This is a genomic window from Mesorhizobium sp. M1027, assembly GCF_040318745.1.
Classification (GTDB): Bacteria; Pseudomonadota; Alphaproteobacteria; order Rhizobiales; family Rhizobiaceae; genus Mesorhizobium.
This window is the reverse complement of the sequence record NZ_JAMYMW010000004.1, coordinates 270,804-286,280: the sequence shown is the minus strand read 5'-3', so window position 1 is coordinate 286,280 and position 15,477 is coordinate 270,804. Positions and strand designations below refer to the sequence as shown.

Sequence of the window (15,477 nt, the reverse complement as noted above, 5' to 3'; positions counted from 1 at the left end):
TTCCCCGCTTACTTGTAGATAAAGCCGACAACGCCGTGATAGCGGCCGTTGGGCTTGTCGGTCTGCATGGTGCCGTAGACGCGGTTGACGCGGCCAAGGAACATGCCGGCGCCATCGCTGGCTGCGTTGAAATTGTCATCCGGCTTGGCAAGATCGTTGCGCGCCACCGGCTTCACCAGATAGGGCGTGATGATGATGACGAGTTCGGTCTCGTTGCGGACGAAATCCCTGCTGCGGAACAGCGTGCCTAGCACCGGTATTTTGGTCAGGCCGGGCAGCCCGGCAACCGCCTGCCTGATGTCGTCGCGGACAAGGCCGGCGATCATCATGGAACCGCCGGAGGGCAATTCCACCGTGGTGTCGGCCAGGCGTTTGCGGATCGACAGCAAAGTGGTGCCGGGTAAGTCGCCGGCACCTTCCAGGACTGCGGCGCCTTCGGTCGTAGGTTCCGAAACCGACGTCCTCACTTTCAGGCTGATGCGGCCCGCCGAGAGCACGACCGGCTGGAATTCGAGCCCAATTCCATATTCAAGGCGTTCGTGCTCGTAGGTAATCTGGCCAGTTTGATTGTCGTTTGAAACGTTGCTTGTTCGGCCGGTGATGATATTGAATTCGCCGCCGACCTTGAAGGTCGCCTTCTCGCCGGAAACGGCGGTGAGAGTCGGCTCGGCCAGCGTCTTCATGACACCGCTTTGCTCCATGGCGTTTATGTACGCTTGAAGAGTTGAGCTGCCGATCGCCGCCCCCGAATATTGCGACAGTGGCTTTCCCAATCCGTATGCGGGCGTGGTGAGAGCGCTCCAACTGATGCCGTTGCTGCTGCCGTTGCCGACCATGTTGACGCCGAGCTGCTTCATCACCGTGCGGCTGACCTCGGCAACCGTCACCTTCAGCGTCACCTGGTCGTCGCCGATAATCTGCAGCAGGTTGACGATCTTGCTGACGCGGCGCTCGGCATCCGGGTTGTCGATGGCGACGCCGGCTTCGGCCGAACCGCCGGCAGCGGTCTGCGAATATTGGCCCGTGGTCGCCTCGCCGCCGGACACGAAGATGTTTGCCAGATCGGCCGCGCGCTTGGCGTCCAGAGGAGTGTCCACGGTTCCCGTCAGAACGACGTTGTCGTTCAGCAACTCGATCTTGACCTCCGACGACGGGATGAAGCGCTTGATATAGTCCTCCAGCCCGGCAACATCGCGTTCGACCGCCAGGTCAAGGCTGACGATCTGCTCGCCATTCGGGCCAAAGACGAAGATGTTGGTCTCGCCGACCGCCTTTCCGAACAGATAGATGCGGCGGGCGGTGCGGGTCACCGCGTCGGCTACAGCGGGGTTGGCGACGAGGATATCATAGGCATCGCTCGGCAGGTCGATGACCACCGATTTATTGAGTCCGAGTTTGACCCGCTGGGTGGCGGTCGAAGCCGTGACCCTGGCATTGCCCGCCGCACTGGCATCGAGGATGCCATATGCATTCGTTCCAAGGAGAAACAGGCCGATCGCCGCAGCCAGGGTGAGCGGCAGTTTGGTTTTTAGCCTCATTTCCTTGCCCCCACCTCGGAAACTTCGCCCGACTTGATCAACCGCACGGTGCCGCGCCGACCGTTGCCGGAAACCAGGTAGTCGGCCTCGCCCACATTCTTGTCCTGGCTGTCCTTGATCGAGCGCAGCGCCAGTGTCAGGCGATCCGCCATCTGCTGTGCGACGGTGATGATCTCGGACTGCTGCGGCGTCAGCTCCAGGGTGGCGGTCTGGCCGACTCTGGTCTTCTTGCCTTCCTCATCTTCCTGAATGGTCTGATCGATCGCCAGGACACGAATGTTCTTGAGGATAGTTTCGGTCGTGAAGCCCGGACCACCGCCATTGGCGGCATCGGATCTGCGGGTCATGATGACGTCGACGAAATCGTTCGGAAGAATGAAGCCACCGGCCGAGGTGTCGGCCGAAATGCTTGTGGCGACAGCCCGCATGCCGGAGGGCAGGATCGACGACATGAAGCTTTGCCCTTCACCGATCAACTTCGAGCGGCGCAGCGGCTCGCCGGCATAGAGCGCCACGCGGGCGACGGCGCCCTTCAGGTTGTCCAGCGCTTCAGGCTCGGCAGCGCGGGTGATGAAATTTGCGTTGATGCCGGCGGACGGCCATGACTCCCAGGAAATGTTGTTTTCAAGCGGACTGCCCATCGGCACGTCGCCGGAAAGAACAAGCACATCCTGCAGCGCGATCGCCGGCGCCTGAGGACCGGAATCGACAACCGGAGGCGGCGGAGCCACAACCATGTTCTTCGCGACATAGCCTGCACCACCGGCCGCGGCTATCGCCACGCCTAGAATAATTAATCGGGATGCTGGCATCTGTCCGAACCTCGCCCTTGGCAAACCACTAGCCAAGCCGGACTTTGCAGCGGCAATCGTCAAAACAAGGTTAATGTTATACTTACGATCGTGATTAATTTAAGGTTTACATAAATTAGAGCGACAACTCTGGCCCGAAGGAAAACGTGGCCAATTCGCCTGCTCGGCGCCAACGGCGTAAAGCGAATTCAGCCCGCCAGCCTGGTAAGCGCCCAGGCCATCAACGGTGAGTCGGAATAGGTGAGCAGACCGCCAATGCCAAGCGCAATGCCGTACGGAACGCCGGTCGCCTCATCGGCGAAATGGCGCAGGAACCGATTGTGGCTTGTGACGGCGGCAAGCAGCGATTTTCGATAGGCGATGATGGCAAGGGTCAGCAGACCGCCGATGAACGTCGAGGTGACGAGATACTCGACGAGATGGATGTTCAGTCCCATCCATACGGCAGTGGCGGCCAAGAGCTTGGCGTCGCCGCCGCCCATGCCGCCAAGCGCGAACAGGCCGAATGTCACTACAAGAACCAGGCCGCCGGCGGCGAAGTGCCCGCCATAAGTGGCCCAGTCCATGCCGGTCAAGGGCGCAACCAAGGCAAAGACAACGACGAGCAGCACAGGCACGCGATTGGCGATCGTCATCGACAGCATGTCGGAGATTGCGGCAAAAAGCATGCAGAATGGAAAGACGACGAAGATCACGGCTTCAAGCATGGGCGTGGCGCCTGTGGTCAAACTGTACCTGGTCCCAGCCTAGGTATGTTCGATTAACGATTGATGAGGTCTAAAGTTCAAAATCATGCGTAGGGCTAAATAAGGGCCGCCAGTGCGGCGGCCCTTATTGGGAAGCAACGGAATGTTGTTGCTTACGAAGCGTTGACCTTGGTGGCAATCTTGTCAAACTTGGCGTTCAGCGCGGTGCCGAGCGAGGTGGCGCCGACCATGATGGCGAGCGCGATGAGAGCGGCGATCAGACCGTATTCGATAGCGGTCGCGCCGGATTCGTCCTTCACAAAACGTGCGATGAGGTTAGACATTTGAGCTCCTACTCCAATTGTTACAGCACTTCCGTCAACTTCTCTTGGTGGCTGATCGGATACTGCGAATCTAAGGAGAAGCTGTTTCAATCGGCTTAATAAACAGGCTTACCGATTCCTTTCCCGCTTAGATGGCATTGCGTGGTTAACCCAGAACTAAAATACCCGCAGCTAGGACCCCGGGCCGACACAAAAGGCGCAATTCGGCAAAGACGTTCCAGCCGTGCCGGCTAGGCCCAATGCCGGTTCCGGCTTGATCCTGAACTCCAGCCGCTTAACGGTTGGTTCACCAATCTCGTTCATGTTCCGTTGAACAGTTTGCCAGGGGGCGCCTTAATGGCCGGGCCGAGATCATCATTTCCAGTTGCCGTGCTTTGTGCCGCAGCGGCTTTCGCCTTTCCAGCCAAGGCCGGCGCCGGCATCGAGGTGACGATGAACCAGGCAAAGATCATCAAATTGTCGCGCGCCGCCGATACGATTGTCGTCGGCAATCCGGCGATCGCCGACGCCTCCGTGCAGGACGCATCGACGATCGTACTGACCGGCAAGGGATTTGGCGTCACCAATCTTGTCGTCCTCGATCACGAGGGTAACCCGATCGTCGATGAGCAAATAACCGTCGTGCGCCAGGCGGCGGCGTCGGTGCGCATCTATCGACGCGCCGAAGTGCAGACGATGTCCTGCGCGCCATATTGCGAAAGCTCGTATAAGAGCGATGCCGAGAAGACCTCTGAAGCCGAGATGAGCGCCGGGCATTAGCTGGCCGACGTCTCCGTCTTTGGCGAGAACGTGCTTCGGTTATGGCCGGGTTAAGGCCTTCCCGTTGAATTTAACGGTCATTCCAACCGGACTTCAATCGGTTCCGACTAAGGGTGGGACCGATACAGAAGCGGCATCGGCGGGCAGAGGACATGAGCAAGGCAGGACGAGCAGGTTCTCCAAGACGGTTTTTGGGCGACCGCCGCGGAAGCGCGGCAATAGAATTCGCCATGCTTGCAATTCCTTTCGCGCTTCTTGTCTTCGCCATCCTGGAGAGCTGCATTTCTTTTGCCGCACAGGAAGTGATGGCAAACGCCACAGACGACATCGCGCGCCAGTTGCGTACCGGCCAGCTAAGACCGGCCGATGTGTCCGGCACCAAGCTGCGGGATTTGATCTGCACCAAATTGGAGATCATGGTCGCCAAGACCTGTCCCGGACTGCTGGTGGACTTGCGCGAATATCCGACCTTCGCCGATGCGGCGCTGGCCGGTTTCAAGATCCAGGATGGCGACGTCGTGCTGACCAAGGGCACGAGCACACAGACCTTCACCGTCGCACCTGGCCTGGCGGAGTCGAGAAACATGCTGCGGGTTTTTTACAAATGGCCGGTGATGACCGACTTCATGGCCAAATCGATGGCCAATCTGAAGGACGGCAAAACGCTGCATTTTGCCTCGATCACTTGGCAGAACGAGCCGTTCGACAACTGAGCCACCTAGTCGCTTGAAAAGGGCAAAGCCATGATTCGTGCGGGGGCACAGTTGGGCATCGCAGGGATTTGTACAAGAGCAGTCCGGCTTTGCTCGGACCGCCGCGGTATTGCGGCCGTCGAGTTTGCCCTCATCGTGCCTGTCCTGTTGATCATGTACTTTATGACAATGGAGGCCTCGCAAGCCATCGAGACCAGCAAGAAGGTCAGCCGCATCGGCAGCATGGTAGCGGACCTCGTCACACAGCAGCAGACCATCAAGGCGGCCGATGTCGATGCCATCATGGCGATCGGCAGTTCCACGCTCCAGCCCTACAACCGCTCGAAACCGAAGATCATCATCACGGCGATACAGGTGACGAACGAGACGACGCCGAAAGTCCTGGTCGTGTGGTCGCGCAAACTGGTGGATGGCGTCTCTAGCCTCGACGCGGTCAAGGATTCCACCACAACGGTCCCGAGCGCTCTCAAGATCAAAGGCACTTTCCTCATTCGGGTCGAGAGCGATCTCGCCTACAAGCCAATCATCACCTGGTCGGCGGACGGCCAAAGCCGGTTCGGGTTGAGCTCGGTCTTCAATTCGATATCGATGGCGGAAACTTATTATCTGCGGCCGCGCAGGAGCCCGACCATTCCGTGCAGCGATTGCTGACGCCTGAAGCCCGCTAACCGGTCTGTTGCTATTGCTTGCGACCGCGGGCCGAGACTAGACGCACGATGGCTGCAGCCAGCACATAGTCCCTCGGACCGGCAACGGTTCGGCGACGATACCGATACGGAACGTTCCGATAACATTGCGCCAATCGGCGCGCGCCAGGTTTGCGCAAGACCCCTCCAGCAGCAAAGCCAGTACGGCGGCGAATGCTGTCAGGGCAAGCCTCATGCGAGCTCCGCGCCGCGCATTTCCATCCGCAGATCGACCATGCCGCGATTCGTCTCTCCGGGGCCAGCATGCCAACCGTGCTGTTTGGGTTTCCGAATTGCCAATGGCGGCGCGGAACCCTATGTCTGAGCCAACACACAGGAATGATGAACCTTTCGATGGCACGCGCCTTCCTTTTTGTTCTGGACTCCTTCGGCATCGGCGGCGCGGCCGATGCCGAACGCTATGGCGACACCGGCTCCAATACGTTCGCACACATCGCGCGGGCCTGCGCAGAAGGCCGCGCCGATCGCGAAGGCCTGCGTGACGGGCCCCTTCTTGTACCAAACATGTTTGCGCTCGGCCTCGGCCATGCGGCGGCAACGGCGACGGGTTTCAGGTTCGAGAATGCCGGCAGTGCGCCGCTTGCCGCCGCCTTTCACGGCGCGGCCCAAGAGGTTTCGAGCGGCAAGGACACGCCATCGGGCCATTGGGAAATAGCCGGCCTGCCGGTCCGTTTCGACTGGGGTTACTTCCCGGACGCGATTCCCGCCTTTCCGGCCGAGTTGACCGAAGCAATGGTGCGTGAAGGGAAGGTGCCCGGCATCCTCGGCAATTGCCATGCTCCGGGCACCGAGATTATCGAACGGTTCGGCGATGACCATATCCGCACCGGCAAGCCGATCTGCTACACCTCGATCGACTCCGTCCTGCAGATCGCCGCGCATGAGGTTCATTTCGGCCTGGAACGGCTTTACGAGTTCTGCAAGGTGGTGCGCAGGCTCGTCGATCCGCTGAATATCGGCCGCGTCATAGCACGGCCGTTCATCGGTGAGACCGCCGCCAGGTTCGAGCGGACGCACAATCGCCGCGACTATGCCGTGCCGCCGCCGGAACCGACGCTGCTCGACCGGCTGACGGCGCGCGGCAGCCGGGTTATCGCAGTCGGCAAGATCGGCGACATCTTCGCCCATCGAGGGATCTCGGAAGTGCGCAAGGGTGCCGGCAACATGGCGATGTTCGACAAGGCGCTTGGTGCGATCGACGACGCCGGCGACGGCGACCTCGTCTTTGCGAACTTTGTCGATTTCGACACCGAGTTCGGGCATCGGCGCGACGTCGCGGGCTATGCCGCCGCGCTGGAGGCTTTCGATCGGCGCCTGCCGGAGGCATTCGCACGGCTGAAGCCAGGCGATCTGCTCATCTTGACCGCCGATCATGGCAACGATCCGACCTGGCGCGGCACCGACCACACGCGCGAGCGTGTTCCGGTTATCGGCACACGGCCGGGTTTCAAAGGCGCAGACATCGGACTGAGGACGACATTCGCCGACATCGGCGAAACGGTGGCCGAACATCTCGGGCTGGCGCGCGGCCGTTACGGCACCTCCTTCCATGCCATGACAGGCGGCCATGCCTGAGCTGCCGGAGGTCGAGACGGTCCGGCGCGGTCTGCAGCCGATCCTGGAAGGCGCCCGCATCGTCGGTGTGGAGGCACGCCGGCCCGATTTGCGCTTTCCGTTCCCCGAGAGATTTTCCGAGCGGCTGACCGGCAAGACGATTGCTGCGCTCGGCCGCCGTGCCAAATATCTGACAATGCACATGGACAACGGCCCGGTTCTGATCTGCCATCTCGGCATGTCGGGTTCGTTTCGCATCGAAACGGCCGACGAGAGCGCAACGCCCGGCGCGTTCCACCACGAACGTTCGAAAAACACTGCTCACGATCACGTCGTCTTCGACATCGCATCCCCTGCCGGCGTCCGCTCTCGCGTGATCTTCAACGACCCGCGCCGCTTCGGGTTCATGCTGTTTTCGGAAGGCGAGCCCGACATGCATCCGATGCTGGCGGGATTAGGCGTCGAGCCTACAGGCAACGCACTCGACGGCACGCTGCTCGCTTCGTTGCTGAAAGGTCGCAAGTCACCGCTGAAAGCGGCACTTCTGGACCAGAGGCTAATTGCCGGGCTAGGCAATATCTACGTCTCGGAAGCGCTTTGGCGGGCCGGCCTGTCGCCGCTGCGCGAAGCGGGCACCCTCGCGAGAGCCGGCAAGAAAGCCAAAGAGCAGAGCGAACGCCTGGCCGAAGCTATCCGCTCGGTCGTCGCCGATGCGATCGCCGCCGGCGGCTCGTCGTTGCGCGACTATATGCAGACCGATGGATCGCTGGGCTACTTCCAGCATTCCTTCGCGGTTTACGATCGCGAGGGCGAAGCCTGCTCCAAGCCTGGTTGTGGCGGCCACATCGAGCGTATCGTGCAAAGCGGTCGTTCGACTTTCCACTGCCGGGCCTGTCAGGCTTAAACCAGAAGCGAGGAGGAGCAAAGCATGGGCTATGAAACCATCATCGTCGAAACCCGCGGCAAGGTCGGGCTGATTACGCTGAACCGGCCGCAGGCGCTCAACGCGCTGAATTCACAAGTGCTGGCGGAACTGGTCGCCTCGGTGAACAGCATGGGCGCCAATGCCGACATTGGCGCCATGGTCATCACTGGTTCGGAGAAGGCTTTCGCGGCAGGTGCCGATATCAAGGAAATGCAGTCGATCTCCTACGTGGATGCTTATGTGCAGGATTTCTTCGTCGGCTGGGAAGAATTTACGCGGGCACGAAAGCCGATCATCGCGGCGGTGGCGGGCTATGCGCTGGGGGGCGGCTGCGAACTGGCGATGATGTGCGACTTCATCATCGCCGCCGACACCGCCAAGTTTGGCCAACCCGAGATCACGCTGGGCGTCATGCCCGGCATGGGCGGGTCGCAGCGCCTGACGCGCTTTGTCGGCAAGTCGAAGGCAATGGATATGTGCCTGACGGGACGGATGATGGACGCCGCGGAGGCCGAACGTTCCGGCCTGGTCTCGCGCGTCGTGCCCGCCGGCGAGTTGATCGAGGAAGCGCTTAAGGCAGCGGCCAAGATCGCCGATTTTTCCTTACCGTCGGTGATGATGGCGAAGGAGGCCGTCAACCGCGCCTATGAGACGACGCTCACCGAGGGTCTACGGTTCGAGCGCCGGCTGTTTCATTCGCTGTTTGCGCTGGATGACCAGAAGGAAGGCATGGCGGCCTTCACCGGCAAGCGGAAGCCGAATTTCACGAACCGATGAGATGACGAGGGCACCGGTCAAAAAGAAAACACTGCAGCGTTGACGTGCCGGAAAAGCTGAACTATAAGCCGCACCAACCGAGGCGGCCTGTGGCTGCCCGTTTGTTTTTTGCGCCCCGCGGTATCCCGCAAGCGCCCACCAGATCAGAAGAGAGGCACCATGGCCAATACCTCCTCGGCCAAAAAGGCAACGCGCAAGATCGCCCGCCGCGCGGCGATCAACAAGAACCGCCGCTCCCGCGTCCGAACCTACATCCGCCAGGTCGAAGAGGCGCTCGCGGCTGGCGACAAGGCGGCCGCACAGGCTGCCTTCAAGGTGGCCGAGCCGGAACTGATGCGCGCCGCGACCAAGGGCGTGGTGCACAAGAACACGGCATCGCGCAAGGTGTCGCGGTTGGCCCAACGGGTCAAGGTGCTGTCAGCCTGATATATCCATTCCTGAACTGCGCTACTTCAAACCCGGCCAATCGCGCCGGGTTTTTTCGTTTGCCGGCAAGTACTTAAAAGAAAGCCCGCAAAATGGCGCTCCGCGAGCATTTCAAAGTTCGAAATGCTTTGCCGGCATATACATGCCCGCTCATATTCGGAGCCTCCGAATCCGCCAATACGAAAATTTCCGAGCGTCACGGATTTCCGTTTCTTTTCATAAGCTTACCGATGGTGATCCACAGCTTGTTCACATCAGCTGCGGCCGATAGGCGACAATTGGCTGTCAAGTGAATTATTTCAGAAAATTTCGCGTTGTGTAGCGTTTTTCATATTCGCCGGAAAAGGGTTTGAATCACAATGGCTTTGTCAAAATCAACTATTGCAGCATGGCGTTCGAAAAGTCCCTTGCTAGTCAGATTCCTTAAAAATCCGTTAGGGGTGGCCTTGCTCTATCCACAACGATTTCGGTAATGTCTGTCCATCGAAGGGACGGGCCCTTGGCCCTTGACCAGCCTGAAACCGGCCAGCTCAAATTGGCAGAGTTTGCGGCGCGGATTCAACTCCGCGGACGGGGTTGGTTTGTCTTTTCGATACGGTAGGGGACTGGCGTAATTGTACATGGCAGGTCGACGGTGCGCCGGCGGTTGTTCGCCGGACGGCATTTTGTTGCCCTGACATGACCAAAGCGGATCGGCGCTTCGGCGCCGGACCGACAACGAGGCGATTCATCAGCCGGCGGCGGCGATGGTGTCGCAGCGAAGACACGGTCGCCGGAAACATGGATGCAGGAGGCGCATCCCCGGCGGAAAACAGGTACAAGAGACAAGGAACTCGATCATGCAGAGCGGCGGCATCGAAAGGGAGCTTACAGGCGACCTCCCATTTCCTGGAACGTTAGTCGGAAGGAACGACATGGCGGCTTCCAATGAAGCTGAACAGAAGTTCGATCGGGTCAAGGCCCAGTTGAAGGCGCGTCTGGGAACCGAGGTCTATTCGAGCTGGTTCGGGCGCATGAAGGTCGCTGAATCCTCTAAGGGCATTGTCCGCATCTCAGTGCCAACCGCATTCCTGCGTTCATGGATCAACGGCCACTATCTCGATCTCATCACCGAATTGTGGAAGCACGAGGATCCGGAGATCCTCAAGATCGAGATCGTGGTTCGCACCGCCACACGACAGGGCCGCAACAGCGTTGAGCCAGAAGTGGCGCCGGCGCGCAAGATGACCAGGCAGACGCAAACCGCGCTCTCTGCGGGCACGGCGAGCCCCAGCAGGGTCGAACGGGTCCCGGTACCCCGCCCGGGGATGCCGGCAGAAACCGAGTTCCGGCACAACGTTCTCGGTTCGCCGCTCGATCCACGCTACACTTTCACCTCCTTCATCGAAGGACCATCGAACCGAGTGGCTTTTGCCGCCGCCAAGGCGGTCGCGGAATCGCAGTCGAGCGCGGTGCGTTTCAATCCGCTTTTTCTTCACGCGACGGTCGGGCTTGGCAAGACGCATCTGTTGCAGGCGATCGCCGCAGAATCGCTGAAGCAGAATCCGAAATCGCGCGTCGTCTACCTGACGGCGGAATATTTCATGTGGCGGTTCGCCACCGCGATCCGGGACAACAACGCACTGACGCTGAAAGAGCAGCTCCGCGACATCGATCTCCTCATCATCGACGACATGCAGTTCCTGCAGGGCAAGTCGATCCAGCATGAATTCTGCCATCTGATCAACATGCTGCTCGACAGCGCCAAGCAGGTGGTGGTCGCTGCCGACCGGCCGCCGTCCGAATTGGAGTCGCTGGAGCCACGCGTCCGCTCGCGCCTCAACGGCGGCGTCGCGCTGGAAATGTCGGCCCCGGATTTCGCCATGCGTATCGGTATGCTCAAGCTCAGGCTTGCCACCGCCAAGCTCGACGATGCGTCGCTGGATATTTCCGAAGAGATCCTCAACCACGTCGCCCGCACGGTGACCGGCAGCGGGCGCGAGCTCGAAGGTGCCTTCAACCAGCTTTTGTTTCGCCAATCCTTCGAACCGCAGATCACCATCGACCGCATCGATGAGATCCTCGGCCACATCTATCGTTCGGGTGAACCGAAGCGGGTGCGTATCGAGGACATCCAGCGCATCGTCGCGCGCCACTACAACGTGTCGAAGACCGAACTGCTGTCCAACCGGCGCACACGCACCATCGTCAAGCCGCGGCAGGTCGCTATGTATCTGTCGAAGGTTTTGACGCCGCGCTCGCTGCCGGAGATCGGGCGGCGGTTCGGCGGCCGCGACCATACGACCGTGCTGCATGCGGTGCGCAAGATCGAGGATCTTTCCGGTGCCGACAACACACTGGCGCAGGAGCTCGAATTGCTGAGAAGGCTGATCAACGACCAGGCCTGATGGCCCGAGAAACGCCGGCTCGCGAACTTCGGCCTTTTTATGCCTAGAAAGCCCGCGCAGCCGGTCCGAACCGGTGGCGCGGGCTTGCGTTTGCCGGGTTTTTCCTGTCAGTTTACGCAGATTCTGAGCCTGTTCAGACCTTTCGCGGGGCACCGCTTGCCGGAGACCCGTTCATTCATTCAAGCGAGCCTGTTTCGTCATGCGTGTTATCCTGGAACGGTCAAATCTCCTGAAGTCTCTCAACCATGTCCACCGCGTGGTCGAGCGGCGCAACACCATTCCGATCCTGTCGAACGTGCTGCTCAGCGCCGAGGGGGCCAGCCTTGAAATGAAGGCGACCGACCTCGACCTGGAGGTGACCGAAGCGACGCCGGCAAAGGTCGAGCGCGGCGGGGCGACAACGGTCCCGGCGCATCTGCTCTACGACATCGTGCGCAAGCTTGCCGACGGCGCGGAGGTGGCGCTGAAGACCGACGAAGACGGCAACGCCATGACGGTGACGTCGGGGCGCTCGAGCTTCCGCCTGCAGTGCCTGCCGCAGTCCGACTTTCCCGAACTTTCAGCCGGGTCGTTCTCGCATATTTTCCGGCTCGATTCCGTCGGACTAAAGGGCCTCATCGAAAAGACCCAGTTCGCCATCTCGACCGAGGAGACGCGCTATTATCTGAACGGCATTTATCTGCACACGCACGAGGCCGGCGGCAAGCTGAAACTGCGCTCTGTCGCGACCGACGGCCACCGGCTGGCGCGCGCCGAGATCGATGCGCCGGCAGGCTCTGAGGGCATGCCTGGCGTCATCATCCCGCGAAAGACGGTCAGCGAGTTGCAAAAGCTGGTCGACGATCCCGATGTTGCAGTCACCACCGAGTTGTCCGACACCAAGATTCGTTTCACCATCGGCAGCGTTATCTTGACCTCCAAGCTGATCGACGGCACTTTCCCGGACTACCAGCGCGTCATTCCGACCGGCAACGACAAGAAGCTGATTATCGATCGCCAGAGTTTCGCCGCTGCCGTCGATCGCGTTTCGACCATTTCGTCCGAACGCGGCCGGGCGGTGAAGCTTTCGATCGCCGAAGGACAGGTCACGCTTGCGGTCAACAACCCGGATTCGGGCAGTGCCACCGAGGAACTGGCGGCCGACTATTCGTCTGATCCGATCGAGATCGGCTTCAACGCCAAATACCTGCTCGACGTTGCCGCGCAACTGACCGGCACGGAGGCGAAGTTCATGCTGGCGGATGCCGGTTCCCCGACGCTGATCCACGATATGGCCGACGAGACCGCGCTCTACGTGCTGATGCCGATGCGGGTGTAGGGCCCGAACGGGCCATCTTGCTGCCGTGACCAAATCTGCAAAACCGCAGCAGACCTACATAAGTAAGCTCACACTTACGAATTTCCGCAACTATGCGGCGTTGGCAATCGACCTTGATCCCGGCGCCGTGGTTTTCTCCGGCGACAATGGCGCCGGAAAAACCAATCTGCTTGAAGCGATCTCGCTGCTCACGCCTGGCCGCGGCTTGCGCCGCGCACCCTATGTCGAGGTGGCGCGCGAAGGCGGCGACGGTGGCTTTGCTCTGCATGCCCGGCTTGACGGGCCGGAAGGCCAGGTCGAGATCGGTACCGGAATAGCGGGCAGCGACGGCGAAGGCGGCCGGCGAGTGCGGATCAACGGCGCGGCGGCACGCTCAGCCGAAGACATGCTGGAATGGCTGCGCGTGGTCTGGTTGACACCGGCTATGGACGGCCTGTTCCCCGGGCCGGCGGCCGATCGTCGGCGCTTCCTCGACCGGCTGGTGCTTGCGATCGATCCCGGCCACGGGCAGCGCGCGCTTGACTACGAAAAGGCAATGCGCGGCCGCAACAGGCTGCTTGCCGACGGTTCGCGCGACAGTGCGTGGTTCGATGCGATCGAGATGCAAATGGCCGAGACCGGCGTGGCAATTGCCGCGGCGCGTGCCGAACTGGTGCGCCTGCTCGCCGCCATGATCGACCGGCTGCCCGGCGACGGACCGTTTCCGCAAGCCGACATCGGCATCTCGGGCGAACTGGAAGGCGAAATCGGTATTTTACCGGCCGTCGACGTCGAGGAACGGTTCCGTCACGCCCTTGCCCAGGGGCGCGACCGCGACCGCACCGCCGGGCGCACGCTCGACGGCCCGCACCGTACCGACCTCGTGGTGCGCCACCGGCCCAAAGCGATGCCAGCCGAGCTCTGTTCGACCGGCGAGCAGAAGGCGCTGCTGGTCGGCATCGTCTTATCGCATGCGCGGCTAACCGGCGAAATATCGGGCATGACGCCGATCCTGCTGCTCGACGAGATTGCCGCCCATCTCGACGGCGGTCGACGGGCGGCCTTGTTCTCGATCCTGGAGGAACTGAACTGCCAGGCCTTCATGACCGGGACCGATGCCGCGTTGTTTGACAGCCTCAAGGGACGAGCGCAGTTCCTGACCGTAGATCACGGTAAGGTCAGGCCGACCATTTGACCTTCGGCCATGGCGCATTGCTGAGTGGCACGTATTGATGCCTGACAAGTTTTTTCCTCCGTTATAAGGTCCGGGGATGATCGCAGCCGCCCTTACCGACGAAGAGCTCGAACGCTACGCCCGCCACATAGTGCTGCCCGAAATCGGCGGCGCCGGCCAGCAGCGGCTAAAGCGGGCGCGGGTGCTGGTCATCGGCGCCGGCGGATTGGGTGCGCCGGTGCTCGAATATCTCGCCGCTGCGGGCGTTGGCACGCTCGGTATCGTCGATGACGACAGTGTCTCCCTTTCCAACTTGCAACGACAAGTGATCCACGGCACGGACATGGTCGGCATGGCAAAGACCGACAGTGCCAAGGCTGCGATCAGCCGCATCAATCCAAACGTCGTGGTGGAAGAGCACAATTTCAGGCTGACCGCAGACACCGCCCCTGCCCTCATCGCCCGTTATGACATCGTCGTTGACGGCTCCGACAATTTCGAAACACGCTACGCAGTGGCCGACGCCTGCGCCGCCGAAAGCCGGCCGCTCGTGCATGCCGCCGTTGGCCGCTTCGACGGCTCGGTCACCGTGCTGAAGCCGTTCGAAACCGGCCCGGACGGCACGTTGAACCCAAGCTACCGCGATCTCTTTCCCGAGGCGCCGCCGCCGGGACTGGTGCCGTCCTGCGCGGTGGCCGGCATTGTCGGCGCGCTGACCGGGGTCATCGGCACGCTGCAAGCAATGGAAGCGATCAAGCTGATCACCGGGATTGGCGAGCCGCTGGTCGGGCGACTGCTGCTCTACGATGCGCTGGCCGCACGCTTCGATACGATCCGCTACAAGCGAACCAGCCCGTGAGCCAGCCTGCCGAGGTCTCCATTGTGCAGCTTGCGGCCGATTTCGACCGTTGGGCCGAGCTCTTGGCCCTTGTCCTGCGCGCCTTCGCCTTCATGGACGGCGTCATTGACCCGCCGTCCTCGGCGCATCGACTTACCGTTGAAAATCTCAGGGCTAGAGCGCTGGAGGAGACAGCATTCCTGGCCCTGAAGGAAAACGAGATCGTCGGTTGCGTCTTCGTCCTGAAGCGCGCAGACGACCTCTATATTGGAAAGCTCGCGGTCGAGCCGGTTCTTCAGGGACAAGGCATTGGAAAACAGCTGCTGCAGGCCGTCGAAGATCTCGCCCGCGGCCATAACAGGACCGCCATCGAGCTCCAGACCCGGATCGAGCTGACCGGAAATCACGCAGCCTTTGCCCGCCTCGGTTTTCGTGAAACCGAACGGACAGCGCACAAGGGCTACGACCGACCGACCTCAATCACCATGCGCAAGGCCCTTTGGTAAGCCAACGCTATCCAACGACGAACACGCGGTTGCC

The 15,477-nt window shown here is 61.0% G+C and carries 16 protein-coding genes; 12 read left to right on the top strand and 4 right to left on the bottom strand.

All coding sequences use genetic code 11. The annotated features are described in order from the left end of the window. Positions 1–8: 8 nt before the first annotated feature. The 4 genes from NKH50_RS10495 to NKH50_RS10480 all read right to left on the bottom strand — a co-directional run bounded on the left by NKH50_RS10495 (position 9) and on the right by NKH50_RS10480 (position 3,380). The gene (locus tag NKH50_RS10495; RefSeq protein ID WP_352702306.1) at positions 9–1,538 is read right to left on the bottom strand and encodes a type II and III secretion system protein family protein; all 1,530 of its coding nucleotides are present in this window, start codon (positions 1,536–1,538) and stop codon (positions 9–11) included. Then, positions 1,535–2,350, bottom strand: a complete 816-nt coding sequence (gene cpaB / locus NKH50_RS10490; RefSeq protein ID WP_352702308.1) for a Flp pilus assembly protein CpaB — start codon at positions 2,348–2,350, stop codon at positions 1,535–1,537. Before cpaB ends, NKH50_RS10495 begins: the two co-directional genes overlap by 4 nt. 188 nt (positions 2,351–2,538) lie before the next feature. After that, positions 2,539–3,057: an A24 family peptidase gene (locus NKH50_RS10485; protein WP_254816291.1), complete on the bottom strand. Its 519-nt coding sequence runs from the start codon at positions 3,055–3,057 to the stop codon at positions 2,539–2,541. A 152-nt stretch (positions 3,058–3,209) separates the two neighbouring features. Beyond that, positions 3,210–3,380, bottom strand: a complete 171-nt coding sequence (locus NKH50_RS10480) for a Flp family type IVb pilin (protein WP_254816290.1) — start codon at positions 3,378–3,380, stop codon at positions 3,210–3,212. Positions 3,381–3,716: 336 nt separating this feature from the next. Between NKH50_RS10480 and NKH50_RS10475 the strand changes: the two genes are divergently transcribed. The 12 genes from NKH50_RS10475 to NKH50_RS10420 all read left to right on the top strand — a co-directional run bounded on the left by NKH50_RS10475 (position 3,717) and on the right by NKH50_RS10420 (position 15,443). Further along, complete coding sequence (locus NKH50_RS10475) at positions 3,717–4,139, top strand: pilus assembly protein N-terminal domain-containing protein (protein WP_352702310.1); 423 nt, start codon at positions 3,717–3,719, stop codon at positions 4,137–4,139. Positions 4,140–4,291: 152 nt separating this feature from the next. Further along, the gene (locus tag NKH50_RS10470) at positions 4,292–4,852 is read left to right on the top strand and encodes a TadE/TadG family type IV pilus assembly protein (protein ID WP_352702312.1); all 561 of its coding nucleotides are present in this window, start codon (positions 4,292–4,294) and stop codon (positions 4,850–4,852) included. A 30-nt stretch (positions 4,853–4,882) separates the two neighbouring features. Continuing rightward, entirely contained in the window at positions 4,883–5,503 is a 621-nt protein-coding gene (locus NKH50_RS10465; RefSeq protein WP_254816287.1) for a TadE/TadG family type IV pilus assembly protein, read from the top strand. A 389-nt stretch (positions 5,504–5,892) separates the two neighbouring features. Next, positions 5,893–7,134 (top strand): phosphopentomutase, encoded by a 1,242-nt coding sequence (locus NKH50_RS10460; RefSeq protein ID WP_352878439.1) that lies wholly within the window; start codon positions 5,893–5,895, stop codon positions 7,132–7,134. Beyond that, positions 7,127–8,017 (top strand): bifunctional DNA-formamidopyrimidine glycosylase/DNA-(apurinic or apyrimidinic site) lyase, encoded by an 891-nt coding sequence (mutM, locus tag NKH50_RS10455; RefSeq protein WP_352878436.1) that lies wholly within the window; start codon positions 7,127–7,129, stop codon positions 8,015–8,017. The genes NKH50_RS10460 and mutM overlap by 8 nt, the downstream gene beginning before the upstream one ends. A gap of 24 nt (positions 8,018–8,041) precedes the next feature. Continuing rightward, entirely contained in the window at positions 8,042–8,815 is a 774-nt protein-coding gene (locus NKH50_RS10450; RefSeq protein ID WP_254816283.1) for an enoyl-CoA hydratase, read from the top strand. A gap of 159 nt (positions 8,816–8,974) precedes the next feature. Then, positions 8,975–9,241: a 30S ribosomal protein S20 gene (rpsT, locus tag NKH50_RS10445; RefSeq protein ID WP_023676922.1), complete on the top strand. Its 267-nt coding sequence runs from the start codon at positions 8,975–8,977 to the stop codon at positions 9,239–9,241. A gap of 914 nt (positions 9,242–10,155) precedes the next feature. Beyond that, a complete protein-coding gene (gene dnaA, locus NKH50_RS10440; protein ID WP_352751485.1) occupies positions 10,156–11,628 on the top strand; it encodes a chromosomal replication initiator protein DnaA in 1,473 nt (490 codons plus the stop codon). Positions 11,629–11,827: 199 nt separating this feature from the next. Continuing rightward, entirely contained in the window at positions 11,828–12,946 is a 1,119-nt protein-coding gene (gene dnaN / locus NKH50_RS10435) for a DNA polymerase III subunit beta (protein WP_023676920.1), read from the top strand. 25 nt (positions 12,947–12,971) lie between these two features. Then, positions 12,972–14,120: a DNA replication/repair protein RecF gene (gene recF / locus NKH50_RS10430; RefSeq protein ID WP_352822504.1), complete on the top strand. Its 1,149-nt coding sequence runs from the start codon at positions 12,972–12,974 to the stop codon at positions 14,118–14,120. A 76-nt stretch (positions 14,121–14,196) separates the two neighbouring features. Further along, complete coding sequence (locus NKH50_RS10425; protein WP_352644387.1) at positions 14,197–14,958, top strand: molybdopterin-synthase adenylyltransferase MoeB; 762 nt, start codon at positions 14,197–14,199, stop codon at positions 14,956–14,958. Next, the gene (locus NKH50_RS10420; RefSeq protein ID WP_352644389.1) at positions 14,955–15,443 is read left to right on the top strand and encodes a GNAT family N-acetyltransferase; all 489 of its coding nucleotides are present in this window, start codon (positions 14,955–14,957) and stop codon (positions 15,441–15,443) included. Before NKH50_RS10425 ends, NKH50_RS10420 begins: the two co-directional genes overlap by 4 nt. Positions 15,444–15,477 lie beyond the last annotated feature (34 nt).

What these genes read in the sequence shown, in the direction of transcription:
- NKH50_RS10495 (WP_352702306.1), bottom strand. Translation starts at nt 1,538, where the DNA reads ATGAGGCTAAAAACCAAACTGCCGCTCACCCTGGCTGCGGCGATCGGC.
- cpaB (WP_352702308.1), bottom strand. Translation starts at nt 2,350, where the DNA reads ATGCCAGCATCCCGATTAATTATTCTAGGCGTGGCGATAGCCGCGGCC.
- NKH50_RS10485 (WP_254816291.1), bottom strand. Translation starts at nt 3,057, where the DNA reads ATGCTTGAAGCCGTGATCTTCGTCGTCTTTCCATTCTGCATGCTTTTT.
- NKH50_RS10480 (WP_254816290.1), bottom strand. Translation starts at nt 3,380, where the DNA reads ATGTCTAACCTCATCGCACGTTTTGTGAAGGACGAATCCGGCGCGACC.
- NKH50_RS10475 (WP_352702310.1), top strand. Translation starts at nt 3,717, where the DNA reads ATGGCCGGGCCGAGATCATCATTTCCAGTTGCCGTGCTTTGTGCCGCA.
- NKH50_RS10470 (WP_352702312.1), top strand. Translation starts at nt 4,292, where the DNA reads ATGAGCAAGGCAGGACGAGCAGGTTCTCCAAGACGGTTTTTGGGCGAC.
- NKH50_RS10465 (WP_254816287.1), top strand. Translation starts at nt 4,883, where the DNA reads ATGATTCGTGCGGGGGCACAGTTGGGCATCGCAGGGATTTGTACAAGA.
- NKH50_RS10460 (WP_352878439.1), top strand. Translation starts at nt 5,893, where the DNA reads ATGGCACGCGCCTTCCTTTTTGTTCTGGACTCCTTCGGCATCGGCGGC.
- mutM (WP_352878436.1), top strand. Translation starts at nt 7,127, where the DNA reads ATGCCTGAGCTGCCGGAGGTCGAGACGGTCCGGCGCGGTCTGCAGCCG.
- NKH50_RS10450 (WP_254816283.1), top strand. Translation starts at nt 8,042, where the DNA reads ATGGGCTATGAAACCATCATCGTCGAAACCCGCGGCAAGGTCGGGCTG.
- rpsT (WP_023676922.1), top strand. Translation starts at nt 8,975, where the DNA reads ATGGCCAATACCTCCTCGGCCAAAAAGGCAACGCGCAAGATCGCCCGC.
- dnaA (WP_352751485.1), top strand. Translation starts at nt 10,156, where the DNA reads ATGGCGGCTTCCAATGAAGCTGAACAGAAGTTCGATCGGGTCAAGGCC.
- dnaN (WP_023676920.1), top strand. Translation starts at nt 11,828, where the DNA reads ATGCGTGTTATCCTGGAACGGTCAAATCTCCTGAAGTCTCTCAACCAT.
- NKH50_RS10425 (WP_352644387.1), top strand. Translation starts at nt 14,197, where the DNA reads ATGATCGCAGCCGCCCTTACCGACGAAGAGCTCGAACGCTACGCCCGC.